This window comes from Pseudomonas sp. TH37, assembly GCF_016650735.1.
Classification (GTDB): domain Bacteria; phylum Pseudomonadota; class Gammaproteobacteria; order Pseudomonadales; family Pseudomonadaceae; genus Aquipseudomonas; species Aquipseudomonas farris.
This window is the reverse complement of record NZ_JAEKFD010000001.1, coordinates 966,704-993,130: the sequence shown is the minus strand read 5'-3', so window position 1 is coordinate 993,130 and position 26,427 is coordinate 966,704. Positions and strand designations below refer to the sequence as shown.

Sequence of the window (26,427 nt, the reverse complement as noted above, 5' to 3'; positions counted from 1 at the left end):
TTTCAAAAGTTCGCCAACGAGTGCTGCCCGCCATGGAAATCAACCCGATCCTTAACAGTATCAAGGACCTGTCCGAGCGCTCCGAAACTATTCGGGGGTATCTTTGACTACGATCAAAAGCATGAGCGTCTGACTGAAGTCAATCGCGAGCTTGAAGATCCGAGTGTCTGGAACAACCCGTCGTACGCTCAGGAGCTGGGCCGCGAGCGGTCGCTGCTGGCTCAGATCGTCGAAACCCTCGACGAAATGCACAGTGGTCTGGCCGATGCCAAAGACCTGCTGCTGATGTCCGCCGAAGAAGAAGATCAGGCCGCCGTCGATGACGTCGCTGCCGAAGTCGAGCGCCTGCGCGAGTCCCTGGAAAAACTTGAATTCCGTCGCATGTTCAGCGGTGAGATGGACGCCAACAACGCCTACCTGGACATCCAGGCCGGCTCCGGCGGTACCGAGGCTCAGGACTGGGCCAACATCCTGCTGCGCATGTACCTGCGTTGGGCTGATAAACGCGGTTTCGACGCGACCATCATGGAGCTGTCGGCCGGTGAAGTCGCCGGTATCAAAGGCGCTACCGTTCACATCAAGGGCGAATACGCCTTTGGCTGGCTGCGTACCGAAATCGGCGTGCACCGTCTGGTGCGCAAGAGCCCGTTCGACTCCGGCAACCGTCGTCACACCTCGTTCTCGGCCGTGTTCGTGTCGCCGGAAATCGATGACAACATCGAAATCGACATCAACCCGTCGGACCTGCGCATCGACACCTACCGCTCCTCCGGTGCCGGTGGTCAGCACGTTAACACCACCGACTCGGCCGTACGGATTACTCACGTACCGACCAACACCGTGGTCAGCTGCCAGAACGAACGTTCCCAGCATGCGAACAAAGACACCGCGATGAAAATGTTGCGGGCGCGTTTGTATGAGCAGGAAGTGCAGAAGCGCAACGCCGCTTCCCAGGCCCTGGAAGACACCAAGTCGGATATCGGCTGGGGTCACCAGATCCGTTCGTATGTGCTCGATGCCTCGCGGATCAAGGATCTGCGCACCAACATCGAACGCAGCGACTGCGACAAGGTGCTCGACGGCGATATCGACGAATACCTGGTGGCCAGCTTGAAACAAGGGCTTTAACGCACGCCCTGCGGGGGTCAATACGACCCTGTAGGAGCGAGGCTTGCCCGCGAACCCCGGCGAATGCCGGGGGCAACGAACCTGATGGAATATTTAAAGACATGAGCGACCTACAACTCGACCCGCAAGCCCTGCAACAGGAAGAAAACTCCCTGATCGCCCTGCGCAAGGAAAAGCTTGCTGCCGAGCGCGCCAAGGGCAATGCCTTCCCCAACGACTTCCGCCGCGACAATTACTGCGAAGATTTGCAGAAACAGTACGCGGACAAGACCAAGGAAGAGCTGGCAGAGGCTGCGATCCCGGTCAAGGTGGCGGGTCGCATCATGCTCAACCGTGGCTCGTTCATGGTGATTCAGGACATGACCGGGCGGATTCAGGTTTACGTCAACCGTAAAACCCTGTCCGAAGACACCCTGGCCGCGGTGAAAACCTGGGACATGGGCGACATCATTGCCGCCGAAGGCACCCTGGCGCGTTCCGGCAAAGGCGACCTGTACGTCGAAATGACCAGCGTGCGTCTGCTGACCAAATCCCTGCGCCCGCTGCCGGACAAGCACCACGGCCTGACCGACACCGAACAGCGCTACCGTCAGCGTTACGTTGACCTGATCGTCAACGAAGATGTGCGCCAGACCTTCCGCGTTCGCTCGCAAGTGATTGCACACATCCGCAGCTTCCTGATGAAGCGTGACTTCCTGGAAGTGGAAACGCCGATGCTGCAAACCATTCCAGGCGGCGCGGCGGCCAAGCCGTTCGAGACTCACCACAACGCGCTGGACATGGAAATGTTCCTGCGTATCGCGCCTGAGCTGTACCTCAAGCGCTTGGTAGTCGGCGGTTTCGAGAAAGTCTTCGAGATCAACCGCAACTTCCGTAACGAAGGCGTTTCGACTCGTCACAACCCTGAATTCACCATGCTGGAGTTCTACCAGGCTTACGCCGACTACGAAGACAACATGGACCTGACCGAAGAGCTGTTCCGCGAACTGGCTCAGCTGGTTCTGGGCAGCACCGACGTGCCTTACGGCGACAAGGTGTTCCACTTCGGCGAGCCGTTCGTGCGTCTGTCGGTGTTTGACTCGATCCTCAAGTACAACCCTGAGCTGACCGCTGACGACCTGACTGACATCGACAAGGCCCGCACCATCGCCAAGAAGGCCGGCGCCAAGGTGCTCGGCTTTGAAGGTCTGGGCAAGCTGCAGGTGATGATTTTCGAAGAGCTGGTCGAGCACAAGCTGGAACAGCCGCACTTCATCACCCAGTACCCGTTCGAAGTGTCGCCGCTGGCTCGTCGTAACGACGAAAACCCGAACGTCACCGACCGTTTCGAACTGTTTATCGGCGGCCGTGAAATCGCCAACGCCTACTCCGAGTTGAACGACGCGGAAGACCAGGCTGAGCGTTTCATGGCGCAGGTGGCCGACAAGGACGCCGGCGACGACGAAGCCATGCACTACGACGCCGACTTCGTTCGCGCGTTGGAGTACGGCATGCCGCCGACTGCCGGTGAAGGGATCGGCATCGACCGTCTGGTGATGTTGCTGACCAACTCACCGTCGATCCGCGACGTGATCCTGTTCCCGCACATGCGGCCACAAGCGTAAGTGTTTCAATTAAAAAGCCGCCTATAACAGGCGGCTTTTTATTGCCTGTCTGGTACAAACGTATCAATTGGTTACTTTTGACGTTTAGAGAGGAATACCTGTCGTGAATCGTGCAATTGCTCAAGAAGGTGCAGCGGGTATCGCCACTGCGGTCGCTGAAAGTGTTCAGTACCAAGGCCGCAAAGCCAGCCGACAGGGCAGTGAACAGCGTCGACAGGACATTCTTGACGCGGCGATGCGCATTGTCGTGCGCGATGGCGTGCGGGCCGTGCGACACCGTGCAGTGGCCGCTGAAGCGGGTGTGCCGCTGTCGGCCACTACGTACTATTTCAAGGACATCGATGACCTGCTCACCGATACCTTCGCCCAATACGTGGAACGTAGCGCGGCATTCATGGCCCGGTTGTGGGCCAGCAACGAAGGCCTGTTGCGCGAGATGGTTGTCAGCGGCGATGGCACCCCCGAGTCCCGTTCACAGCTGGCGGACGATATCGCACGGCTGATGGCTGATTATGTTCATCGGCAATTGATCAATCGCCGCGAGCACTTGATGGCCGAGCAAGCCTTCCGCCAGGAAGCGTTGCTCAACCCGCGCCTGGCGTTGTTGGTGCGCTCCCATCAGCAAATTCTCCTGCAGGGCACCTGCCAACTTTTCGAAGTATTGGGTTCCCGTGAACCACAACAGGATGCCAAAGTGTTGACTGCGATTATCGGACGGATGGAATATCAGGGCCTGCTCAACGACGCCGAGCCTGTTGCCGAAGAGGAAATGCTCGGCATCCTCAACCGCTACATGCATTTGGTGTTGGCGTCGGTGTAACCCCTGAGTGGAAGCTAACCCCTGTGGGAGCGAGCCTGCTCGCGATGACGGTCTGACATTCAACATCTCTGTTGCCTGACACACCGCCATCGCGAGCAGGCTCGCTCCCACAGGGGCCGGCGTTCACTTGAGGTTGGTGTTGTGTTCATAGGGAGTGTTGAATGAAAGCCTGGCGCGTCGTTGTGATCGCCTTGTCGATCCTGCTGCTCAGTGGCTGTCTGGTGACTTTCAAGGAGCCGCTGCCCGCCAGCGAGCCCGCGCCCAAAGGGCTGCTCGGCAAATGGACCAGCACCAACGCCTGGGGCGAGCCGATGAACCTGGAACTGACGCGCATCGGCGACAATCGCTATCAGGCGGTCAGCTACTTCAAGGCCAAGCCCCATGAGCGTGAAGCCTATCCCTTCACCGTGTCGCGCCATGGCAATCGCTGGTACCTGTCGGCGAAGGTGCCGGCGCAGTTCGGCGGGAATTTCACCATCACCGGTTTCGAGCTCAACGATAAGCACGAACTGGTGGTCTACAACCTCGACCTCGAGCAGATCAAACAGGCCATGGGCCAAGAAGCCCTCAGTGGCCAAGGCTTCCGGACCGATGACGGCGACGGGGTGTTGATCAACAACAGCCTGGATCAGGTGTTCGCCTACCTCGATGATCCGGCCAATTCCGATGTTTTCGTCGAAGCGGTGCGTTACCAGCGCCTGGCCAAAACCAAATAAACCCAGCACGTAACGGTTTTACTACAGGAGTTTCGGGTGGACGAATACCAGCAGACGATACGCATTTTGTCCGATCGCATAGTGCTGGCGCAGACGCCGATTCGCGTTCTGGATGCGGTCAAGTGGGACGACAGCATTCGCAAGGGGTTCTTCAAAGGCAAGGGCAAGGAAATGCCGGCCGTGGACCGCGACTATTACCTCAATCGACCGCTGGCATTTGATTCCAGCAAAGTGAAGCTGGAATTCCAGAACATCGAGCGCGACATCACCCGCCAGCTCGGCCAGTTCAACCCGGTCGGCCAGATCATGCGCCGCATGTGCAAGGAATACCGGATGGTGGTGCGCATGCTCGAAGCGCGCGGCACCGAGGATTTCGGGCTGATTTCCCAGGAATTGTATGGCGCGGCGTCCGATGCGTTTCACGCCGGCGACCCGACCCTGGCCGACCTGGGCCTGATGCTCTCCGATTACCTGAACAACATCGATGGCCGTGGCGACCTCAAGGACGAACCGAAACTTCTCACCGCCAAGGAAGCCGTCGACCTGCTGCAGCATCGGTTGAACAAGGTATTTGGCGAGGCCGAGGAAACCATTCGGGTATTCGAGTCCGACGGGATCGTCGCCGATGCGGCGGCCGGCGCCGACTACATCAAGATCCGCGCCGACGCGATGTTCAACGACCGTGACGTGCGTGCGCTGGAAGTCCACGAAGGGCTCGTGCATGTGGGCACCACGCTCAACGGCCTGAATCAGCCGATCTGCACCTTCCTGTCCAAAGGCCCGCCGTCGTCCACCGTGACCCAGGAAGGCCTGGCGATCCTGATGGAAATCATCACCTTTGCCTCTTATCCGAGCCGCCTGCGCAAACTGACCAACCGCACCCGTGCCATTCATATGGTGGAGGAGGGCGCGGACTTCTTGCAGATCTACGATTTCTTCTGTGAGCAAGGCTTCGAAATGGCCGAAAGCTACGGCAACGCCAGCCGGGTTTTCCGCGGCTCGGTGCCGACCGGTCTGCCATTTACCAAAGACTTGTCCTACCTCAAGGGCTTTATCATGGTTTACAACTACATTCAGTTGGCCGTGCGTAAAGGCAAATTGGAGCAGATACCGCTATTGTTTTGCGGCAAGACCACGCTGGAAGACATGCGGACCTTGCGCCAATTGGTGGACGAAGGCCTGGTGGTACCGCCCAAGTACCTGCCCGACCAATTCCGCGACATGAACGCGCTGTCGGCCTGGATGTGTTTCTCCAACTTCCTCAACCACCTGAGCCTGGACCGGATCGAAGCGGATTATTCCAATATCTTGTGAGCAATAAATCCCCCTGTGGGAGCGGGCTTGCCCGCGATAGCGATGTCACAGTCAACATTAATGTTGAATGCTAAGCCGCCATCGCGGGCAAGCCCGCTCCCACAGGTAAGTCATTTATCACAGGATCGTGTTTCAACCCTATTTTCGCGAGGCTTCACCGGATGAGAATCCTCGGCATCTTTTGTCTGCTCCTGGCCCTCGGCGGTTGCGACTCTCTGCTGTTCTATCCCGAGCCCGGCCAGCCGTTCACCCCGGCAAAAGCCAAGCTCGAATTTCGCGACGTCACCCTGACCACCGCTGACGGCCTCAAGCTGCATGGCTGGTGGTTGCCGGCGAAAAAAGGTGTCGAGGTCAAAGGCACGGTGCTGCATTTGCACGGCAACGGCGGCAACCTGGCGTGGCATTTGGGTGGGAGCTGGTGGTTGCCGGAGCAGGGCTATCAAGTGTTGTTGGTGGACTATCGCGGGTACGGCTGGTCCGAAGGTAAACCGGCGTTGCCAGCGATCTATCAGGACATCGATGCCGCGTTCAAATGGCTTGACCAGGCCCCGGAGGTCAAGGGCAAGCCGCTGATCCTTCTCGGTCAGAGCCTTGGCGGTTCGATGGCCGTGCATTTCCTGGCCCAGCATCCCGAGCGCCAGCGGCAACTCAAGGCTTTTGTGCTCGATGGCGTGCCTGCCAGCTACCGCGATGTCGGGCGTTTCGCCCTGAGCACGTCATGGATGACATGGCCGTTCCAGGTGCCGTTGTCCTGGTTGGTGCCGGATGGCGACAGCGCGATCCATTCCATGATGCAGCTCAACGGCGTACCGAAGCTGATCTATCACAGTATCGATGATCAACTGGTGCCCCTTTCCAATGGCATCCGACTGTATCAAGCTGCGCCGCCGCCGCGAGTGCTGCAACTGACCCGGGGCGGTCATGTGCAAACCTTCGCCGACCCGGTCTGGCGAAAAGTCATGCTGCGCTACCTCGAAGACCCGCAGCATTTCAACGGCCTGCGCCGCCTGGGTGAAGTCCCGAATTACCCGGCACCCCCGAATTCTGAAGATGAACCACCAGAGAGTCCGCAATGAGTGAAGAACGTAACGCTATCCCGCTGATCATCACCGGTATTTGCAGCATCCTCGGCACCGTTGGCGCCCTGTGGTGGTACGGCTACCTGCACTTCGCCAAACCCGAAGATGCGCTGCTGCTCAGCGACTTCACCATGCTCAAGACCGTGCCAGGCGAAGACTATAAAGTCTCCCTGGAACCGGCCCCGCAAGTGGCCCAGTGCATCGATGGCGTGCTGGTGCTGTTCGACACCGACCAGAAAGGCCTGACCGGCGTGCTGATCAACAGCAAGAAAAAAGCCGTGCGCTGCATGGGCCAGGAAACCCCGCAAAAACTGCAACCGTAACCCGCCCGAAAAGATCGCAGCCTTCGGCAGCTCCTACATTGACCGAGTACACCCGCGACATCGCGGCATATGCAACTTTGTAGGAGTTGCCGAAGGCTGCGATCTTTTGATCTTAAAAACGAAAGCCCCGTCTGATCAATTCAGGCGGGGCTTTTAAGTATCAGCGTGGTCAGCTTACTTGGCGCTGATCGCCGAGCGCGGGACGACCGGCTGGTTGTCGTTGGAAATGGTCACTTCCACCCGACGGTTCATTGCGCGGCCCGAAACACTGGAGTTCTCCGCAACCGGGTATTCCTTGCCATAACCCTGGGCCACGATACGCGCCGGGTCGACACCCATCTTGATCAGGGCCACTTGCACCGAGGTCGCACGACGCTCGGACAGCGACTGGTTGTACGGCGCTGAGCCGGTGCTGTCGGTGTAGCCTTCGACAATCACTTTGCGGTCCGGGTTTTCCTGAAGGAACTGCGCCAGTTTGTTGATATTCACCAAACCGTTGGACTTCAGGTCCGCCTTGTTGGTGGCGAACAGCACATCACCAAACGTCACCAGCGTGCCGCGATCGGTCTGTTTGGCGTTCAGGCTGTCTTGCAGCTGTTTGATCTGCTGGTCGCGGGCATCCAGACGAGCCTGGGCCCTTTGTGCCGCGGCATTTTTCAGGTTGTTCTCAGCGGTGCGCAGGGCGATGGTCTGCTTGGCCACTTCAACACGCTGATTGGTCAGGTAAGCCAGTTGGTCGACCTTGGCCTGGTCTTCCTTGTCCAGGTAAGCCTTGTCGGCCTTGTCCAGGTATTCGCTGGCGTCTTTGGTTTCCAGTGCCGCAACTTTGCTCGCTTGCGGGTCGGCTTGCAGGCCGGTGTAGTTGGTACGGGCTTGTTCCAGGTTCGCGTTGGGCGGTGTGGAGCAGGCAGCCAGTGCGACGCTTGCGGCCAGGAGAGCGGGGATCATCAATTGTTTGCGCATAATGGTTCGTCCTTTCTATCGATAAGAGTTTCAGGTCTGGAAATCGGGATGCGCGCTTACTGCACGGGGCGCTGACTTTCCTGACGCAGTTCCTGAACACCTTTCTGGGAGTCCTTCACAGCTTGTTCGGCTTTCATCGCCTGGGCCTTGCGCTCGGCGACACGGGCATCCCACTCGGCTTGCTCGGCCAGGATTCTGGCTTCGTCATACTTCTTGTCGTGCATGGCGATTTCGGCTTGTTTGAGCTTGTCCTGAGCGGCCTTCATTTCCACGGCGGCGAATTCGGTACCGCCGGCGCTGACGGCACTGTTCACGGCGGATTGGGTCACGGCGTATTGCTCGCTCGGCGGGTTACCGGCGCAACCGGCCAGAACGAAGCTGCTGCCGATGGCCAGGGCCGCCAGTTTGAGACCGCGCAGGTGGGTGAACGAGGATGGGGCAGTGCTGGTCTTCATGGTCTTCAACTCCATTGGATAACTCCTGAAAAACATCTGAATCCATCCTGGGCAAGGAGCCGCAACCTTCAATTTCCAGAGCATTCTTAAACGGCCGTCCCAGGCGTGGTTATTGGGTTGACCCAAAGTGTTTTTCAAAAGTTCACAGAAGATGGCCTATCGCCCGAAAAAACCTGATCGAGCAGACAAGGCTCTAAACCGGTAATTTTAGCGATGTGTAGCGGTATGCCCGAGCATTTCATGGCCCGGGAACACTCATATTGAAGGATGAATGCGATCAAACTGTGGGAGCGAGCCTGCTCGCGAAAGCGTCAGTAAATCCAGCATTGAGGATGGCTGATCCACCGCTTTCGCGAGCAGGCTCGCTCCCACAGGTTCTAGTGTTTTTGCTTGTCGTTATCGTCCGACAAATCGTGTAAATGACGACGGGACAAGGCTAGAAAGCGCGGCGTCGCTCCAACGTCTTCGTACAGCGGATCCCCTTCTTCGTCAGTGGCCACCACCGTTGACCCTTGCACGTACGGAAAACTCGCTTCGAGCTCTTCCAGGGCGGCGCCGATCAACTCGCCGAGCAGTTCTTCAGGATGCCGTTTGGGGTACATCTCGATAATCGCCGCCAGCCGTGCGGCGGCTTCCACGTCCAGACGAATCGTGTAGCCCGAGTCGGTCAGGCGACCCTTGGCGTTTTCTTCCCAATGCTTTGCGAGCTCGCGGATTTTCATAATAACCTCATTGCGCACCTGCTCGTGGCAGGCCGGGTGAGTCTCCGGCGGTGGCCGGCGGCAAGCCGTTGTACGGCTTATTATTGAGACTAGCGTCAGTTGAAGTCCCTTAGTCGTCCGCTTGTAAGAAGCGCTTTACGACGGCACTCTCTATCAGAGCCTCTAATAACCAAGCATAGCCGCCCGGATTTTCGCTGGAGAACTGCTGATGACCGATATTGATGCACGCTTGCGCGAGGACGTTCACCTGTTGGGTGAGCTGTTGGGCAACACCATTCGTGAACAGTACGGGGACGACTTTCTCGACAAGATCGAGCAGATCCGCAAAGGCGCCAAAGCCGACCGTCGCGGTTCGATGGACGCTGAACTCAGCGCCAGCCTCAACCAGTTGAGCGAAGACGAGTTGCTGCCGGTAGCGCGGGCGTTCAACCAGTTCCTCAACCTGGCCAATATCGCCGAGCAATATCAACTGATTCACCGCCGCGAAGAATCGCAGCCCGAGCCGTTCGAGGCCCGGGTGTTGCCGGAACTGCTCGCTCGCCTGCTGACTGCGGGCCATGACGCCGAGTCTCTGGCGCGGCAATTGGGGCGGCTGGAAATCGAGCTGGTATTGACCGCGCACCCTACCGAAGTGACGCGTCGCACGCTGATCCAGAAGTACGACGCGATCGCCGCGCAACTGGCCGCGCAAGACCACCGTGACCTGACCACCGCCGAACGCGAGCAGATCAAGACGAAGTTGCAGCGCCTGATCGCCGAAGCCTGGCACACCGAAGAAATCCGCCGTACCCGCCCGACCCCGGTGGACGAAGCCAAGTGGGGCTTTGCGGTGATCGAGCATTCGCTATGGCAGGCGATTCCCAATTATTTACGCAAGGCCGATCGGGCTCTGCATGCCGCCACCGGCCTGCACCTGCCACTGGAGGCCGCGCCGATTCGCTTTGCCTCGTGGATGGGCGGCGACCGCGACGGCAACCCCAACGTTACCGCCGCCGTGACCCGCGAAGTGTTGCTGCTGGCGCGCTGGATGGCCGCCGATTTGTATCTGCGCGATGTGGATCACCTCGCCGCCGAGTTGTCGATGCAGCAGGCCAGTGACGAGTTGAAAGCCAAGGCCGGCGACAGTGCCGAGCCTTACCGCGCAGTGCTCAAACAATTGCGTGAACGCCTGCGCGCGACCCGTAATTGGGCCCACGCATCCCTGGCGGCAACCACGCCAGCGTCGGCCGATGTGCTGCAAAACAACCGCGACCTGCTGGACCCGCTGGAGCTGTGCTACCACTCGCTGCATGAATGCGGCATGGGCGTCATCGCCGATGGCCCGTTGCTCGATTGCCTGCGCCGTGCGGTGACCTTCGGGCTGTTTCTGGTGCGCCTCGATGTGCGCCAGGACTCGTCTCGCCACACGGCGGCCATGACCGAAATCACCGATTACCTCGGCCTGGGCCGTTATGAGGACTGGAGCGAAGAAGAGCGCATCGCCTTCCTGATGCGCGAACTGAACAATCGCCGGCCGTTGCTGCCGGCGTACTTCAAGGCGTCTGCCGACACCGCCGAAGTGCTGGCGACGTGCCGGGAAATCGCCGCGGCACCGGGGGCTTCCCTCGGTTCGTATGTGATTTCCATGGCGGGTGCCGCTTCCGACGTGCTGGCCGTGCAATTGCTGCTCAAAGAGTCCGGCGTATTGCGGCCGATGCGCGTGGTGCCGCTGTTCGAAACCCTCGCCGACCTCGATAACGCCGGCCCTGTGATCGAAAAACTTTTGCTGCTGCCGGGTTATCGCTCGCGCCTGCAAGGGCCGCAGGAAGTGATGATCGGTTATTCCGACTCGGCCAAGGACGCTGGCACTACAGCGGCGGCCTGGGCCCAGTATCGGGCGCAGGAGCGTTTGGTCGACATCTGTCGCGAGCAGCAAGTGGAGCTGCTGTTGTTTCACGGTCGCGGTGGCACCGTGGGCCGTGGTGGTGGCCCGGCGCACGCGGCGATTCTGTCGCAGCCGCCGGGGTCGGTGGCGGGGCGTTTCCGCACCACCGAGCAGGGGGAAATGATTCGTTTCAAATTTGGCCTGCCGGACATCGCCGAGCAAAACCTCAATCTGTACTTGGCGGCGGTGCTGGAGGCGACCTTGTTGCCACCGCCACCCCCTGAGCCTGCCTGGCGCCATTTGATGGACGAATTGGCCGCCGATGGCGTCAAGGCTTACCGCGCCGTGGTGCGGGAAAATCCGCAGTTCGTCGAGTATTTCCGCCAGTCGACCCCGGAACAGGAGTTGGGGCGTTTGCCTTTGGGCAGCCGCCCGGCCAAGCGCCGCGCTGGCGGGATTGAAAGCCTGCGCGCCATTCCGTGGATCTTCGGCTGGACCCAGACGCGCCTGATGTTGCCGGCCTGGCTTGGCTGGGAAGCGGCATTGAGCAAGGCGCTGGAGCGTGGCGAAGGTGAGTTGCTGGGGCAGATGCGCGAGCAGTGGCCGTTCTTCCGTACCCGCATCGATATGCTGGAAATGGTGCTGGCCAAGGCCGACGCCGATATCGCCCAATCTTACGATGAGCGCCTGGTCGAGCCGGATCTGCTCCCTTTGGGGGCGCATTTACGCGACCTATTGTCGCAGGCCTGTGCGGTGGTCCTGGGGTTGACCGGTCAGTCGCAGCTACTGGCACATAGCCCAGCCACCCTTGAATTCATCCGCCTGCGCAACACTTACCTCGACCCGCTGCATCTATTGCAGGCCGAACTGTTGGCACGTTCGCGGCAACAGGATATGGCCCAAGGCAGCCCGGTAGAACAGGCGTTACTGGTGTCTGTGGCGGGGATTGCCGCCGGTTTGCGAAATACCGGCTAAGGTTTTCATCGTGGGGGACAGGCACCCGGCGCGAGCGTCGAGTGCCTGCTGGCGAGCGGTCGAAAAGGTCTGTCACGCGACAGTTAATGATGGGGTTGCGACTTGGGTTACCCCTTCGCGGGGTCTCATCAGGCGCGGGTTTCTCCGACTTTCGGCGGCTTGTGTGGGCAGGGCCTGCTGTGTATCTTGATCAGCCTTTGGCCGTTTGGGCGGTCGCGATCCTATTTTTGAGATTGGCCCCAAGAGGCGAATCTGACGTTATCTATATAAAAAATTGAGGAGCACATCGATGCGCGTCATTCTGCTGGGAGCTCCCGGGGCCGGTAAAGGTACTCAGGCTAAGTTCATCACCGAGAAATTCGGCATTCCGCAAATCTCCACCGGCGACATGCTGCGTGCTGCTGTAAAAGCCGGTACCGAGCTGGGTGTTAAAGCCAAAGGCATCATGGATGCCGGTGGTCTGGTCTCTGACGATCTGATCATCGCACTGGTCAAGGACCGTATCGCGCAGCCTGACTGTGCCAACGGTTTCCTGTTCGACGGTTTCCCGCGCACCATTCCGCAAGCTGAAGCGCTGGTAGAAGCTGGCGTGGAGCTGGACAACGTGGTCGAAATCGCCGTCGATGACGAAGAAATCGTTCAGCGTATCGCTGGTCGTCGCGTTCACGAGGCCAGCGGCCGCGTGTATCACACCGTCTACAACCCGCCGAAAATCGCCGGCAAAGACGACATCACCGGTGAAGAGCTGGTGCAGCGCAAGGACGACACCGAAGAAACCGTGCGCCATCGCCTGTCGGTCTACCACTCCCAGACCAAACCACTGGTGGAGTTCTACCAAGGGCTGGCCGCTGATAAGGGCAAGCCGAAGTACAGCCATATCCCAGGTGTTGGCTCGGTAGAAGCGATCACCGGCAAGGTGCTTGAAGCACTGAGCTGAAAAGTCTGATCGGCTTCATCTTCTACGGCCCGCTTGCGGGCCGTAGTTGTTTATACTGGCGCACTTTTTCTGACCTCTCTTACGGAAACATCGATGAGCACCTTGCTGGCCCTGGACACCGCGACTGAAGCTTGCTCCGTTGCTTTGCTGCATGACGGCAAAGTCACGAGTCATTACGAGGTGATCCCGCGCCTGCATGCGCAGAAGCTACTGCCGATGATCCAGCAACTGCTGGCCGATGCCGGCACCACGCTGCAAGCGGTCGATGCCATTGCGTTCGGCCGTGGACCGGGCGCGTTCACCGGTGTGCGGATCGCTATCGGCGTGGTGCAAGGTCTGGCATTTGCGCTGGATCGCCCGGTGTTGCCGGTCTCCAACCTCGCCGTACTTGCCCAACGGGCCTATCGCGAACATGGCGTCAGCCAGGTCGCGGCGGCCATCGATGCGCGCATGGATGAGGTGTATTGGGGGTGCTACCGCGAAACGGCGGGGGAGATGCGGTTGGTGGGCAACGAAGCGGTATTGCCACCCGAAGTCGCCGCATTGCCGGCCGATGCCAGCGGCGAGTGGTTCGGCGCGGGCACCGGTTGGGGGTATGCCGAGCGCATTGCCGTCAACCTGAGCGGGCAGGACGCGGGCATGCTGCCCCACGCCGAAGACCTGCTGACCCTGGCGCGTTTTGCCTGGGAACGCGGCGAAGCAATCGTGGCCGATGAGGCGCAGCCGGTGTATTTGCGCGATAAAGTTGCGACCCCGAAAGCGCGTTAATCCACGCCGTCCTTGTGGCTACAGGGCTTTCTGTGGCGAGGGGGCTTGCCCCCGTTGGGTCGCGAAGCGGCCCCAGACATGACAACCACATTCCCCTGACACACCGCATCGGCTGACTTGCGACTGCTTCGCAGCCGAACGGGGGCAAGCCCCCTCGCCACAATGAATGTTGTCGGATTTAGCCAATCGTCAGTTTTCTATCCGCCACTTTTAAACCTTTTCGCTTTTCTGTGTTCTAGTTATCACTCGGCAGTTTGCGAAGTGGGCTATGTGCCACTAAGCTGCCATCACTGATACCGGACATGTACTCATGCGTATAGACGGCGTTTCCTCCCAGTCCTACCCCATCAAGCGCAAGCCCCGCAAAGGCCCTGTGGCGGATGACGACTACGTCGATATCGACGGCGAGCTGGAATTCCCTACCGAAGAGCAATTGGCCGCCCGCGCCGCCAAAGCTTCCGCGCAACGTCTGAGCAATCTCCCCGCTCGTCAACAAGACATGATTTATCACCGCGCCATGAGCAAAAGCGTGGCGATGGCACTGGCCAGTTACCTGAGCACCGCCACTTTTGTCGATTGGGATGCGGATGTACTGGGTCTCGACCTGTACATCTGATGTTGCAGCCTTACTACCTCGGCTGCCCGTCCTGGAGTGAAAACGCCTGGCGCGATTACTTGTATCCACAAGACGCCAGGCCCGCCGAGTTTCTCAATCTTTATTCTCAAGTGTTCAACGCCGTGGAAGGCAATACGACCTTCTACGCGAGCCCCTCTGCCGCCACAGTGCAGCGTTGGGCCGAAACCATGCCTGAACACTTTCGCTTCACCGCCAAGTTCCCCGGCGACATCAGCCATAGCGGTGACCTGCGCGAACAACTGACCGCCGCCGAAACCTTCCTGCAATTGCTCAGCCCTCTGGGTGAGCGGGTTTCTCCCCTCTGGCTGCAATTGTCCAAAAGCTTCACCCCTCAACGCTTGTCCGAGCTGGCCGGTTTTATCGATGCGGTGGACCGGCCCTTGGCGGTCGAAGTGCGGCACGATGAGTTCTTTGCCAAGGGCGATGCCGAGCGAATGCTCAATCGCCTGTTGCTGGACCGCGGTGTCGAGCGCATCTGTCTCGATCCGCGAGCGCTGTTCAGCTGCACATCGACCGATCCTTCAGTGCTTCACGCCCAATCGAAAAAGCCCCGGGTGCCGCCTCGTCCTGCTGCGTTTACTCAGTTTCCACAGGTGCGTTTCATCGGCCATCCGCAGTTGGAAGCCAACGATCCATTCCTGGTGCCGTGGGTCGAAAAAATCGCAGTCTGGATCGAAGAGGGCCGCACGCCCTATATCTTCCTGCACACCGCCGATAACCTGCTGGCGGCAAAACTCGCACAACGTTTTCACGCACAACTGATGCTGCGTTTGCCTGGCTTGCCGCCGCTGCCTGAGCTATACAGAGAGCCCGCCGCCGAGCAACTTGGCTTGCTCTGAAGCGGGTTTTCCTCTTTTCAGGAGCCTGCCAATGGATGCGCAAACCCTTCGAGCCCAGGCGTTCAAAGCACTGCACGAACGCGAGGGCGCTTTTGTCATTCCCAACCCTTGGGACGCCGGCTCGGCGAAAATGCTCGCCAGCCTTGGCTTCGAGGCGCTGGCGACCACCAGTGCCGGTTACGCCTTTTCCCGGGGCCGTCCCGATGGTGGGTTGACGCTCGACGAGACCCTGGCGAACGTTGAGGCGATTGTCGCGGCCACCAATCTGCCGGTAGCGGTGGATCTCGAAAACGGTTTTGCCGACGCCCCCGCCGACTGCGCTCAAAGTATTGTGCGTGCGGCAAAGGTCGGTGCGGTCGGCGGTTCGATCGAAGATGCCACCGGGCGTGAGGACGGTCCGATCTACTGCTTCGAGCATGCCGTGGCGCGTATCGAAGCGGCCGTCGCGGCAGCTCGCAACTTGCCTTTTCCCTTCGTACTGACGGCGCGTGCCGAGAACTTTCTGCACGGCAATCCTGACCTCGACGATACCATTCGCCGCTTGCAGGCATTCGCCGAGGCGGGGGCCGACGTGCTTTACGCGCCGGGTCTGCGCAGCGCTGAAGAGGTCTTGGCGGTGGTCCGCGCCGTGGCGCCGAAACCGGTCAATGTGCTGATGTCCGGCGGGCTCAAACTGACGGTAGAGCAGTTGAGTGAAATGGGCGTCAAACGCATCAGCGTCGGTTCGGCCCTGGCCCTGGCGGCGTATGGCGAGTTCTTCCGCGCCGCCGAGGAAATCCAGCAACACGGGACCTTCGGCTTTACCTCTCGGTCGATGCCGTTCCAGAAGGCTAATCAATTGTTCAAGGGCTGACGATGCGGTTTCGGTGGGGGCTGTTGCTGGTGCTGTTGATCATCGGCGCTGCCGGGTTGAGCGTCTGGCGCGGCTGGGTTTCCATTCCCCCGCAATGGAACCCATGGGCGCCGCTGGACGTAAAGGCCGAACCGAACCTGCTGACCCGCTACAAACTGATGCGTCTGCGCGATGATCCGCAGTTATGCGACCACGCCCTGAGCAGCTCCGGGTTACGTGTAAGCCATCAGGCCGACAGCCCGGACGCGGCCTGCCCGTTGACCAACACCTTGCGTGTGCAAGGCGGCGAGGCGGCGCTGAGCAGCAGTTTCCTCGCCAGTTGCAGTCTGGCGGTAGCGTTTGCCTTGTTCGAGCGCCACGCCCTGCAACCGGCGGCTCAGGCTGTCTACGGGCAGGCTGTGAAACGGGTCGACCATCTCGGCAGCTTCGCCTGTCGCAACGTTTACAACCGCGAAAACGGCAGACGCAGCCAGCATGCCACGGCCGATGCGCTGGATATCAGCGGATTCCGGCTGGCGGACGGTCGATTCATCAGTGTGCTCAAGGATTGGCCGAAGGATAACCAGGACGCGAGATTTCTCCATCAGGTTCGCGACGGCGCCTGCGACATGTTCAGTGTGGTATTGAGCCCGGACTACAACGCCGCCCATCGCAATCACTTTCATGTGGATGTCGGGCCGTGGTGGCGGTGTCGCTGAGGGTTACGCGGCGATGCGCAGGTTCTGCAGAACGATCGGGCGTGCCCAGCCGTTATCGAAATCGAATTGTTTTTGTTGCTCCACCAGCTCTTCGGGCGAGAACGGCGGGAATGGTTTGTCCAGCAGGTCGAGCTCGAACTCGGCGATCGGCAAGTGCAGCGGTCGTGGTTGCGGTGCGGTGCCAGGCTCCGGCAGTGGTTGACCGGCGGTGAGCACAATCGGGCGTACCCAGCCGCTGTCGAAGTCCTGTTGTTTCTGTTGCGCGACGATTTCTTCCGGCGGGAACGGCGGGAAAGGTTTATCGGCCAGGTCCATTTCGAACTCGGCAATCGGCAGGAACAGTGGTTCGGGTGGGCGGACTGGTGTTTCCATCACATCACATTCGCGCTGGGAAATGATGTGCGCCAGCAGCTCGCTGCCAACGGTCGGTTCGACCGGGCTGTCGAGATCAACCGGCGGGAAGGTGCCAGACACGGGCACGACATCGCCCGACTGATCGGCCAGGGCCTGGGCAAAAAAATCCTGCCACAGGTGACTGACGCCGCTCAGTGCTTGGGAATTTCGCAGGCCAAAATCGCCGTGGGGCGAGATGTAACCTATCGATGTGCGTTGAATGTCTGACATTTCTCTCGGTCGACGCTCAGCTCTGGCAAAATGCTCGATAGTTTGGTTATCGGCCGTTTTTGCCGATCATTAATTTTTTGAGCGTGTTTTCCCATGATTGAGCAACCTGCGGCCTGCCGCATCCATGTCGAGGCCTTGGGCACGACCTTTCAGCCACAGGCCGAGCAATGGGCCGAGCGCCTGGGGTTGCCGTTGCAGGTGGATGACGGCGAGTTTGCCTTGCAGGTGGGCGAGCAGGGGTTGCAGCTGCAGCAACTCGGGCCGGACGCACCGGGACCGGTGCGGGTGGATTTCGTTGAAGGTGGCGCGGCCCATCGTCGGTTGTACGGCGGCGGTAGCGGTCAGATGATCGCCAAAGCGGTCGGCGTCGCCCAAGGCGTGCGCCCGCGCGTGCTGGACGCCACGGCGGGGTTGGGCAAGGACGCGTTCGTGCTGGCCAGCCTGGGCTGCGAGATGAGCCTGATCGAGCGCCAGCCGCTGATCGGCGCGTTGCTGGAAGATGGCCTGGCGCGCGGCGCGGAAGATTTCGACGTGGCGCCGATCGTGGCGCGGATGCGTTTGCTCAAGGGCAATTCGATCGAGGTGATGCGCAACTGGGAAGGCGAGCCGCCGCAGGTGATCTACCTCGACCCGATGTTTCCCCATCGTGAGAAAACCGCGTTGGTGAAGAAGGAAATGCGCCTGTTCCGGCCGCTGGTAGGCGATGACCCGGATGCGCCGGCATTGCTCGAAGCGGCGTTGGCCCTGGCCAGTCACCGGGTAGTGGTCAAACGCCCACGCAAGGCGCCGTGCATCGACGGGCCGAAGCCGAGTCATGCGCTGGATGGCAAGTCCAGTCGATACGACATTTATCCGAAGAAAGCGCTCAAGCCCTGATTCGATACTGATCGTTCCCACGCTCTGCGTGGGAATGCCTCAATGGACGCTCTGCGTCCGCTTCGAAAGGGGCGCGGAGCGTCCCGGGCTGCATTCCCACGCAGAGCGTGGGAACGATCATCAGACCGACTCCGGCCGATAAGCCCGCATAAACAACCCCACCACTTCCCGCACATGGGCTTCAGCCGCATCCCCGGTCACCGGCTCGCCGCAGCCATACAGCAAGCGGAAATTCCCCGCGCCCTTGAGCAGGCAGAAGAAATGCTCTGCCGCATTGCGCGGTTTATCGATGCTCAACGCGCTGCTCTGATTGACCTTGGTCAACAACCGCTCCATGCCGTGCAGCATGCGTTCTGGCCCGGCCTCGAAGAAAATCAGCGAAAGTTTCGGGTCCTGGCTGCCCAGCGTCGCCATCAACCGGTGCAGGTTCACCGATTCGTCGCTGTTGATCAGCTGATGAAAACCGCGCGCGATGTTCAGCAGCACGGTTTCCACCGCAATGCCGTCCGGCAACTCAAAAAACAGCGTTGGCAGTTGCTCCTCGCACTTGGCCATCACCGCGGCGGCAAACAGCGTCTCTTTGTCATTGAAATGGCTGTAGACCGTCAGCTTCGACACGCCGGCCTCGGCCGCCACGGCATCCATGCTGGTGTTGGCGTATCCCTTACTCAGAAACAGGATTTTCGCCGAGTCGAGGATTGCCTGGCGCTTGGCCAGATCCTTGGGACGGCCCGGACCGCTGGGTGTTGAAAGATTGTTCGACATTCTTCGCTTTAATACTGGACTGGTGAGTTTGCTATTAATAACATACTGGTCAGTATAATTATTCCAAGCACCATTAGCGAAAGGTCCTTCTCCATGTTCCGCTATGCCTTGCCCCTCGCATTGCCGGTCAGTCTGGCTTTTTTATTGTCTGCGTGTGGCCATGAAGAGGCGCCTCAAGTCACCGTCCGCCCGGCCATGGTCGTACAGCCAGAGCCCTCGGCTCAGGCCATGGAAAGTTATCCCGGTGAAGTCCGTGCGCGCTATGAGCCAGATCTGGCCTTCCGCATTGGCGGCAAAGTCAGCCGACGACTGGTCGAGGAAGGTCAGCGGGTCAAGGCTGACCAGCCTCTGGCGGAACTCGATCCTCAGGACGTGCGCCTGCAACTGGAAGCCACCCGTGCCCAGGTCGCCGCCGCCGAGGCCAACCTGAGCCTGGTGCGCGCCGAGCGCGATCGTTATAAGACCCTGATGGAGCGGCAAATGGTCAGCCGTTCGCAGTACGACAACGCGGAAAACCTCTACCGCTCCGGTGAAGCACGCCTCAAGCAAATCAAAGCCGAATTCAACGTATCGACCAATCAGGCCAGTTACGCGGTGCTGCGCGCGCCCCAGGATGGCGTGGTGGCCAAACGTGCGGTAGAAGTCGGGCAAGTGGTCGCGGCCGGGCAAACCGTGTTTACCCTCGCCACCGATGGCGAGCGTGAAGTGTTGATCAGCCTGCCGGAGCAGAGCTTCGGTCGTTTCAAGGTCGGCCAACCGGTCTCGGTGGAACTCTGGACCCAGCCCGATCAACGTTTCCCCGGACGCATCCGTGAACTGTCGCCTGCGGCCGATCCGAAATCCCGCACCTTCGCCGCCCGTATCGCCTTTACCGCCGGCAAGGTTCCCGCCGAACTCGGCCAGAGCGCCCGGGTGTTCATCCAGACCGCCGATGTGGTGTCGTTGTCGGTGCCGCTGTCGGCGGTCACCGCGGAAAACGGTGCCACTTATGTGTGGGTGGTCGGCGCCAACAATACCTTGAAAAAAGCCCCGGTGCGGGTCGGTGCATTCGGTGAGAAAACCGTGCCGGTGCTCGAAGGCCTGAACGCCAGCGATTGGGTGGTGGCGGCCGGTGTTCATGTGCTTCACGACGGGCAGCAAGTGCGCCCGGTGGATCGCTCCAACCGCGTGGTCAATCTGGCGCACAAGGAGTAATCCCCGATGGGTTTCAATCTTTCCGAATGGGCGCTGCGTAACCGTCAGATCGTCCTGTTCCTGATGCTTTTGCTGGCCGTCGTAGGCGCGTTGTCCTACACCAAGCTCGGCCAAAGCGAAGACCCGCCGTTCACCTTCAAGGCCATGGTGATTCGCACCACCTGGCCGGGGGCCACGGCCGAGGAAGTGTCGCGCCAGGTTACCGAGCGTATTGAAAAGAAACTGATGGAAACCGGCGAGTACGACCGGATCGCTTCATTCTCCCGCCCGGGTGAGTCTCAGGTCACGTTCATCGCTCGGGATTCGATGCATTCGGTGGAAATCCCGGAGCTCTGGTATCAAGTCCGCAAGAAGATCAGCGACATTCGCCACACCCTGCCACCGGGCATCCAGGGGCCATTCTTCAACGATGAGTTTGGCACCACCTTCGGCAACATCTACGCCCTGACCGGCGAAGGTTTTGATTACGCGGTGCTCAAGGACTACGCCGACCGCGTCCAGATTCAGCTGCAACGAGTCAAGGATGTGGGCAAGGTCGACCTGATCGGCTTACAGGACGAGAAGATCTGGATCGAACTCTCCAATGTCAAACTCGCCACCCTTGGTTTGCCTTTAGCGGCGGTGCAGCAGGCCCTTGAAGAACAGAACGCGATGTCTACCGCCGGCTTCTTTGAAACCACCAGTGAGCGACTGCAGCTACGGGTTTCGGGGAATTTTCAGACGGTCGATGAGATCAAGAACTTCCCTATCCGCGTCGGTGATCGCACGTTCCGCATCGCCGATGTGGCGAACGTTCGTCGCGGTTTCAATGATCCACCGGCACCGCGCATGCGCTTCATGGGTGAAGACGCCATCGGTCTGGCCGTGGCCATGAAGGGCGGTGGCGACATTCTGATTCTGGGCAAGGCACTGGAAACCGAATTCGCCCGGATCCAGAAAAACCTCCCGGCCGGCATGCAACTGCGCAAGGTGTCCGATCAACCCGCTGCGGTGAAAACCGGTGTCGGCGAGTTTGTTCAGGTGCTGGTGGAGGCTCTGGCAATCGTTCTGTTGGTGAGCTTCTTCTCCCTCGGTGTGCGCACCGGCATGGTCGTGGCGCTGGCGATTCCGCTGGTGTTGGCGATGACCTTCGCCTGCATGTATTACCTCGGCATCGGCCTGCACAAGATTTCCCTCGGCGCGCTGGTACTGGCTCTGGGGTTGCTGGTGGACGACGCGATCATCGCTGTGGAAATGATGGCGATCAAAATGGAGCAGGGCTTCGACCGGGTCAAAGCCGCCAGTTATGCCTGGACCAGCACCGCGTTCCCGATGCTCACCGGTACGTTGATCACTGCTGCCGGTTTCCTGCCGATTGCCACCGCGCAATCGGGCACCGGCGAATACACCCGTTCGATCTTCCAGGTGGTGACCATCGCGCTGCTGGCATCGTGGATTGCCGCCGTAGTCTTTGTGCCTTATCTGGGGGAAAAACTCCTACCGGATCTGGCGAAAATTCACGCCACCAAGCATGGCATCGGCGACGGCCAACCCGACCCTTATGGCACGCCGTTCTATCAGCGCGTCAGACGGTTGGTGGAATGGTGCGTGCGTCGGCGCAAAACGGTGATCGTCCTGACCATCGTGATGTTCGTCGCGTCAGTGGTGCTGTTCCGTTTCGTGCCACAGCAGTTCTTCCCGGCTTCGGGGCGACTGGAATTGTTGGTCGATTTGAAACTGACCGAAGGTGCGTCTCTGAGCAATACTGCCGAGGAGGTCAAACGCCTCGAGGGCCTGCTCAAGGATCACGCCGGGATCGACAATTACGTGGCTTACGTCGGTACCGGCTCGCCGCGCTTCTACCTGCCGCTGGATCAGCAACTGTCGGCAGCGAGCTTTGCGCAGTTTGTCGTGCTGGCCAAAACCATCGAGGATCGCGAAACCCTGCGTACCTGGCTGATCGAAACCCTCAACGAACAATTCCCGGCCTTGCGCTCGCGGGTCACGCGGCTGGAGAACGGCCCGCCGGTTGGCTACCCGGTGCAGTTCCGGGTGACCGGTGAGCACATCGAGGAAGTCCGCACATTGGCCCGTAAAGTAGCGGCCAAGGTTCGCGAGAACCCACACGTTGCCAACGTGCATCTGGATTGGGAAGAGCCGAGCAAAGTCGTTTACCTGAACGTCGATCAGGACCGCGCGCGGGCGCTGGGTGTGAGCACGGCAAACCTCTCGGGTTTCCTGCGAAGCTCGCTGACCGGTGCCAGCGTCAGCCAGTACCGCGAAGACAACGAGTTGATCGAGATCCTGCTGCGCGGCACGGTGCATGAGCGCACCGAACTGGCGTTGCTGCCAAGCCTGGCCGTGCCGACCGACAATGGTCGCAGCGTGGCGCTGTCGCAGATTGCAACGCTGGAATACGGTTTCGAAGAGGGCATCATCTGGCACCGTAACCGCCTGCCCAACGTGACGGTTCGCGCCGACATCTATGGCAAAGAACAACCGGCAACGCTGGTGCAGCAAATCATGCCGACCCTCGATCCGATTCGCGCCGAGCTGCCAGACGGCTATCTGCTGGACGTCGGCGGTACGGTGGAAGACTCGACCCGTGGGCAGAATTCGGTGAAGGCCGGTGTGCCGCTGTTTATCGTGGTGGTGCTGACGTTGCTGATGCTGCAACTGCGCAGTTTCTCACGCACGGTGATGGTGTTTCTGACGGCGCCACTGGGGCTGATTGGTGTGACGCTGTTTCTGATGGTGTTCCGCCAGCCGTTCGGTTTTGTGGCGATGCTCGGGACGATCGCCTTGTCCGGGATGATCATGCGCAACTCGGTGATTCTGGTGGATCAGATTGAGCAGGATATCGCGGCCGGGCTTAAGCCTTGGCAGGCGATTATCGAGGCGACGGTGCGGCGGTTCCGACCGATTGTGCTGACGGCGTTGGCGGCGGTATTGGCGATGATTCCATTGTCGCGCAGTGTGTTTTTCGGGCCGATGGCGGTGGCGATCATGGGCGGGCTGATTGTGGCGACGGCGTTGACGTTGCTGTTTTTGCCGGCGTTGTATGCGGCTTGGTTCAGGGTCAAGCGAGAGGTTGTGTGATTGTTTAATCTTGGCGGCCTTCGGGCCGACCATGCTCTTGGTTGGTGGGGTACATATCCGTTGCTGCGGTGATGGCGGCTTATGGTTTCGCCCTTACGGCGAGTCCCTTTTGGCAAACGCCCCAAAAGGAACCAAAAGGTCTCGCCCCAAGCGTACGGCCCCTCGCTAAGGCTCGGCGTTCCTTCGCTCCGGTATCCATCTGGGGGCATCGCCCTACGGTCTGCTTCGCTACGACCTACATGCGATGGGTTCGACTGCGTCGAACGGCGCTGCGCGCCAATCCCCAGATGAACACCTCCGCTCAGCCTCCCGAAGGGGCGGGTGGATCAAAATCAAAAGCCAGATCAAAAGCGGCAGGCGAGCTAACGCTCGGCCTGTTGAGTGGTGAGGGGCGGGTGTACGCCGCTCCACTGTGGGAGCGGGCTTGCTCGCGATGGCGGCCTGACAGCCAACCAGTTTCTTGCGGATGCACCTGATAGTTCATCGCTCCAGGCATTGTTTATAAACAATCAAAGATAAAGGAAACATCCGACAAGTTTTTCAGGTTGTCTGTCGGAAGCGCGACCTCTAGCCTTGGACCGTCGCTGCAAAAAGCAGCGACCGGGTTTCGCAGCCCGGTTAAACTTCAGACGCACAGCGTCCACCATCCGAAAGCGGGCGCTTTTTATGCCTGTGTTATGGCGGTTGTGCGCGGGATACCTTCGGGTATGCCGGGTTCCTGAAGTCCCGGTCTGCGAACCTGCGTACAGCTGCCACCTTAAATTCGTTTCGCAGCGATCGGTGGCAGCTCCATTACTTCAGGAGCTACACAATGATCAAAGACAGTCCAAATCCCCCCGAAGCAGAACCAGAACCAGAAACAGAAACTGATCCCGTTTCTCCCTACGCTTTCCTCAATTCCAGGAAACTCCACGACGCGGCAATCCGCGCGCTCGATCACTACCTCACCCCTGCGGCCGAAAAAAGGGCCAAAGCCGATCGTCGTCCCAGTACGATTTTCGTCATCGGTCCAAACGTCGATTCCGAAACTCTCCTGGCTCATGCCTGTGAAACCCTTGCCACGGCCAATGTCATGGCCAGTGAGTTAGCCTTCGACCTGACCGGCCCCACGTGCAACTTGGTGCTGGGGATTCAACAGATGATTTCACTGGCGGAGTTGTCAGTGAATCGCGTGCTGGATAATCTGGATCCGCAACAGTAGCGAAAAAGAAAAAGCCCGCTGAACCTTTAAAGGTCAGCGGGCTTTTCGTGATGAGTTGCACTTGGAAAATTACAACGTACCAAACACCTTCTTCGCCAAACTGGTCGCCGCCGCAGCAGGGTTCTGGCGAATGGTTTCTTCCTGCTTGCCGATCATCTCGAACAAACCGTTCAGCGCCTGCTCGGTCACGTAGCTTTCGATGTTGGCATTTTTCGCATCCAGCGCGCCCAGGGTTGCGGCTTGTCCGGCGAATGCGTTGTACTGCTGGGCCAAGCCGACCTGGTCGGTGGCTTGTTTGACGATCGGCAGGAACTTGGTGCGGATCTGTTCGCGGCTGGTTTTGCTCAGGTACTGAGTCGCCGAGTCCTTGCCGCCGCTGAGGATCCCCTTGGCATCTTCCACGGTCATTTTCTTCACCGCATCCACCAGGATCGGCTGGGCTTGCGTCACGGCCGTTTCAGCCGCTTTGTTCATACTGGTTTCCAGTTGATCGACCTGATCACCCATGCCGAACTGTTTCATTTTCTTGGCGACTTTACCCAGCTTGCCCGGCAGTTCGATCTTCACGTCCGGGTTGTTGCTGAAGCCGCCGGGTGTGCCGAGTTGTTTAACGGCCAGTTGCGCGCCTTGGGTCAGAGCGTCCTTGAGACCGCCGGTGGCGTCTTGTTGCGACAGGTCGCTGAGAGCCCCTGCCAGGGCGTTGGCGCAGATCATCAAGCCTGCGCACAGGCCGGCGAAGCGAAGGGTAGGGCGGAGCATGGCGGCTTCCTTGTTCAAAAAATAGAATTAGCGGGCGGCGTCGACGCGGATTTTCAGTGGCTGCGGGTCTTTGCCGTCCAGTTGCACGGCGTGATTTTCAGTGGTGATGAACATCAGCTTGCCGTCCACTTCGATGCGAGCGCTAACCGAATAGCGATGGCCGGGTTTGACCTGCGCCGGATCGTAGCTCAAATGGAACGGCAACGGCACCTGGCCTTTGACCGGGCCTTTCTGTTCGTCGAGCACTACCGCCGGAGCGTCGGCCAGAGACACATCTTGCAAGCTGACGCTCAAAGTCGCGCTCGGTGGCAGAGCAATGCGTTGCAGGTAGAACACTTCGCCGTCGAGGCTGGCGTTGGCGGTCGGTTGTGTCGACTGGCAGGCACCGAGCAGGGTAGTCAGCAGGACGAGTGAGAGTTTTTTCATTGAGAGCCTCTATGACATAAGCGCCGGAAGAAGCCCGGCGCTCAAAGGAATTTAGCGGATTTTGCCAGGAGCGTCCGTGAACAAACGTAATGACCGGGTCAGCCACTGGTTAAATGTCTGTAACCGACTTGAGCGTGACAAGTGCGATGCCGGTGCAAGTTCGACCTGACTTGGAGACACGTTAATACGTTGGTGATAACGGTTTTCGATGCCGGTCAGTGCGTAACGTTTGCCGGGTAATACGCTATCCGGATCGTACTTCAGGTAAAACGAAGTGGCGGTTTGTTCGTTGTGGCTGACGCAAACCAGTTGAACTTCAGGTTGCTCGCTTTCATGCAGACTGATAGTCACTGCCTGTTCTGTCGCGAAGGCCGCAGGCTCTTGAGCTTCGATATACAACAGCCCGATCGGGCTCAAGTGCAAGGTCTGGCGATGGGGCGTGCGATTCACGATAACGAAGTAATCCTGTTCCAGCAGTAACGCCCGTCGATCGTGGAACATCTGGATGTTGATCTGATACTTGACGCCGATGTTGCTGTAGAGGTGCGGGAATGAAAAATTCCATTGGCCATCGGCAATTGAAGGATGGTGCCAGTCCAGCACTTTTATCGGCGGCGTTGAATTGGCAGTCTGGACGCTGATAACGGTTTCGCGCTCGCCATCATCGGCAGCGACAAAGTCTGGAGGCAGGCTGAAAGTTACAGTGACGTGAGGGTTCGTATCATTTAAGAGGCTCATCGCGATGTCCTTATCGTGATCGGTTAAAAAAGCCTATTAATTCATGAATCAAGTAACCGGAAAACATCCGT

26 protein-coding genes are annotated in these 26,427 nt (G+C 59.5%); 18 read left to right on the top strand and 8 right to left on the bottom strand.

The window, feature by feature from the left end:
* The first annotated feature begins 32 nt into the window (after window positions 1–32).
* The 7 genes from prfB (at window position 33) to JFU11_RS04690 (ending at window position 6,984) form a co-directional block, all read left to right on the top strand.
* A protein-coding gene (prfB, locus tag JFU11_RS04720; protein WP_095920368.1) for a peptide chain release factor 2 occupies window positions 33–1,128 on the top strand; the annotation gives its coding sequence in 2 pieces (ribosomal slippage) (window positions 33–104 and window positions 106–1,128; 1,095 coding nt in all).
* Between the two features lie 101 nt (window positions 1,129–1,229).
* Entirely contained in the window at window positions 1,230–2,732 is a 1,503-nt protein-coding gene (gene lysS / locus JFU11_RS04715; protein ID WP_123719880.1) for a lysine--tRNA ligase, read from the top strand.
* A 103-nt stretch (window positions 2,733–2,835) separates the two neighbouring features.
* On the top strand, window positions 2,836–3,552 hold the full coding sequence (locus tag JFU11_RS04710; protein ID WP_007897654.1) for a TetR family transcriptional regulator: 717 nt from the start codon (window positions 2,836–2,838) through the stop codon (window positions 3,550–3,552).
* Between the two features lie 161 nt (window positions 3,553–3,713).
* Window positions 3,714–4,268: a hypothetical protein gene (locus JFU11_RS04705; RefSeq protein WP_123498103.1), complete on the top strand. Its 555-nt coding sequence runs from the start codon at window positions 3,714–3,716 to the stop codon at window positions 4,266–4,268.
* Window positions 4,269–4,304: 36 nt separating this feature from the next.
* Window positions 4,305–5,582: a flavohemoglobin expression-modulating QEGLA motif protein gene (locus JFU11_RS04700; RefSeq protein ID WP_123360656.1), complete on the top strand. Its 1,278-nt coding sequence runs from the start codon at window positions 4,305–4,307 to the stop codon at window positions 5,580–5,582.
* 161 nt (window positions 5,583–5,743) lie between these two features.
* Entirely contained in the window at window positions 5,744–6,658 is a 915-nt protein-coding gene (locus JFU11_RS04695; protein ID WP_123719879.1) for an alpha/beta hydrolase, read from the top strand.
* Entirely contained in the window at window positions 6,655–6,984 is a 330-nt protein-coding gene (locus JFU11_RS04690; RefSeq protein WP_123719878.1) for a hypothetical protein, read from the top strand. The genes JFU11_RS04695 and JFU11_RS04690 overlap by 4 nt, the downstream gene beginning before the upstream one ends.
* 174 nt (window positions 6,985–7,158) lie before the next feature.
* On the opposite strand, the gene JFU11_RS04685 is transcribed toward JFU11_RS04690, so the two are convergent.
* The 3 genes from JFU11_RS04685 to JFU11_RS04675 form a co-directional block, all read right to left on the bottom strand.
* A complete protein-coding gene (locus JFU11_RS04685; protein WP_123719877.1) occupies window positions 7,159–7,947 on the bottom strand; it encodes an OmpA family protein in 789 nt (262 codons plus the stop codon).
* A gap of 56 nt (window positions 7,948–8,003) precedes the next feature.
* Window positions 8,004–8,417, bottom strand: coding sequence for a DUF4398 domain-containing protein (locus tag JFU11_RS04680; protein WP_123719876.1), 414 nt, complete (start codon window positions 8,415–8,417; stop codon window positions 8,004–8,006).
* 362 nt (window positions 8,418–8,779) lie between these two features.
* On the bottom strand, window positions 8,780–9,124 hold the full coding sequence (locus JFU11_RS04675) for a pilin assembly protein (protein ID WP_123360651.1): 345 nt from the start codon (window positions 9,122–9,124) through the stop codon (window positions 8,780–8,782).
* A 208-nt stretch (window positions 9,125–9,332) separates the two neighbouring features.
* On the opposite strand from JFU11_RS04675, the gene ppc reads away from it, so the two are divergent.
* The 7 genes from ppc to JFU11_RS04640 all read left to right on the top strand — a co-directional run bounded on the left by ppc (window position 9,333) and on the right by JFU11_RS04640 (window position 16,695).
* The gene (gene ppc, locus JFU11_RS04670) at window positions 9,333–11,963 is read left to right on the top strand and encodes a phosphoenolpyruvate carboxylase (RefSeq protein ID WP_201059907.1); all 2,631 of its coding nucleotides are present in this window, start codon (window positions 9,333–9,335) and stop codon (window positions 11,961–11,963) included.
* Between the two features lie 289 nt (window positions 11,964–12,252).
* Window positions 12,253–12,900, top strand: coding sequence for an adenylate kinase (adk, locus tag JFU11_RS04665; protein ID WP_038979124.1), 648 nt, complete (start codon window positions 12,253–12,255; stop codon window positions 12,898–12,900).
* A 93-nt stretch (window positions 12,901–12,993) separates the two neighbouring features.
* Window positions 12,994–13,668, top strand: coding sequence for a tRNA (adenosine(37)-N6)-threonylcarbamoyltransferase complex dimerization subunit type 1 TsaB (gene tsaB, locus JFU11_RS04660; RefSeq protein WP_123719874.1), 675 nt, complete (start codon window positions 12,994–12,996; stop codon window positions 13,666–13,668).
* A 310-nt stretch (window positions 13,669–13,978) separates the two neighbouring features.
* Complete coding sequence (locus JFU11_RS04655; RefSeq protein WP_123719873.1) at window positions 13,979–14,284, top strand: hypothetical protein; 306 nt, start codon at window positions 13,979–13,981, stop codon at window positions 14,282–14,284.
* On the top strand, window positions 14,284–15,144 hold the full coding sequence (locus tag JFU11_RS04650) for a DUF72 domain-containing protein (RefSeq protein ID WP_123719872.1): 861 nt from the start codon (window positions 14,284–14,286) through the stop codon (window positions 15,142–15,144). The genes JFU11_RS04655 and JFU11_RS04650 overlap by 1 nt, the downstream gene beginning before the upstream one ends.
* Window positions 15,145–15,175: 31 nt before the next feature.
* Window positions 15,176–15,997 (top strand): isocitrate lyase/phosphoenolpyruvate mutase family protein, encoded by an 822-nt coding sequence (locus JFU11_RS04645; protein WP_201059906.1) that lies wholly within the window; start codon window positions 15,176–15,178, stop codon window positions 15,995–15,997.
* Between the two features lie 2 nt (window positions 15,998–15,999).
* Window positions 16,000–16,695, top strand: a complete 696-nt coding sequence (locus JFU11_RS04640; RefSeq protein ID WP_201059905.1) for an extensin family protein — start codon at window positions 16,000–16,002, stop codon at window positions 16,693–16,695.
* Window positions 16,696–16,698: 3 nt separating this feature from the next.
* On the opposite strand, the gene JFU11_RS04635 is transcribed toward JFU11_RS04640, so the two are convergent.
* The gene (locus tag JFU11_RS04635) at window positions 16,699–17,319 is read right to left on the bottom strand and encodes a hypothetical protein (protein WP_201059904.1); all 621 of its coding nucleotides are present in this window, start codon (window positions 17,317–17,319) and stop codon (window positions 16,699–16,701) included.
* 96 nt (window positions 17,320–17,415) lie between these two features.
* Between JFU11_RS04635 and JFU11_RS04630 the strand changes: the two genes are divergently transcribed.
* Window positions 17,416–18,195 carry a class I SAM-dependent methyltransferase gene (locus tag JFU11_RS04630; RefSeq protein ID WP_177318854.1) on the top strand — a complete coding sequence of 260 codons (780 nt, stop codon included), beginning with the start codon at window positions 17,416–17,418 and terminating at the stop codon, window positions 18,193–18,195.
* Window positions 18,196–18,315: 120 nt separating this feature from the next.
* Here the strand turns inward: JFU11_RS04630 and JFU11_RS04625 are convergent, their stop codons facing one another.
* Entirely contained in the window at window positions 18,316–18,960 is a 645-nt protein-coding gene (locus JFU11_RS04625; protein WP_123719867.1) for a TetR/AcrR family transcriptional regulator, read from the bottom strand.
* A gap of 93 nt (window positions 18,961–19,053) precedes the next feature.
* Here JFU11_RS04625 and JFU11_RS04620 point away from each other — a divergent pair, with 93 nt between their 5' ends.
* From JFU11_RS04620 to JFU11_RS04610, 3 genes are all read left to right on the top strand, one after another.
* Window positions 19,054–20,154 carry an efflux RND transporter periplasmic adaptor subunit gene (locus tag JFU11_RS04620; RefSeq protein ID WP_052967484.1) on the top strand — a complete coding sequence of 367 codons (1,101 nt, stop codon included), beginning with the start codon at window positions 19,054–19,056 and terminating at the stop codon, window positions 20,152–20,154.
* Window positions 20,155–20,160: 6 nt separating this feature from the next.
* Window positions 20,161–23,232, top strand: coding sequence for an efflux RND transporter permease subunit (locus JFU11_RS04615; RefSeq protein WP_201059903.1), 3,072 nt, complete (start codon window positions 20,161–20,163; stop codon window positions 23,230–23,232).
* Between the two features lie 811 nt (window positions 23,233–24,043).
* Window positions 24,044–24,433, top strand: coding sequence for a DUF6124 family protein (locus tag JFU11_RS04610; RefSeq protein WP_201059902.1), 390 nt, complete (start codon window positions 24,044–24,046; stop codon window positions 24,431–24,433).
* A gap of 69 nt (window positions 24,434–24,502) precedes the next feature.
* On the opposite strand, the gene JFU11_RS04605 is transcribed toward JFU11_RS04610, so the two are convergent.
* From JFU11_RS04605 to JFU11_RS04595, 3 genes are read right to left on the bottom strand one after another with little or no spacing between them, the layout of a single operon-like run.
* The gene (locus JFU11_RS04605; RefSeq protein ID WP_123719864.1) at window positions 24,503–25,192 is read right to left on the bottom strand and encodes a DUF4197 domain-containing protein; all 690 of its coding nucleotides are present in this window, start codon (window positions 25,190–25,192) and stop codon (window positions 24,503–24,505) included.
* Between the two features lie 27 nt (window positions 25,193–25,219).
* On the bottom strand, window positions 25,220–25,618 hold the full coding sequence (locus JFU11_RS04600) for a YbaY family lipoprotein (RefSeq protein ID WP_123719863.1): 399 nt from the start codon (window positions 25,616–25,618) through the stop codon (window positions 25,220–25,222).
* 51 nt (window positions 25,619–25,669) lie between these two features.
* Window positions 25,670–26,356, bottom strand: a complete 687-nt coding sequence (locus JFU11_RS04595) for a hypothetical protein (protein ID WP_123719862.1) — start codon at window positions 26,354–26,356, stop codon at window positions 25,670–25,672.
* Window positions 26,357–26,427: the final 71 nt, after the last annotated feature.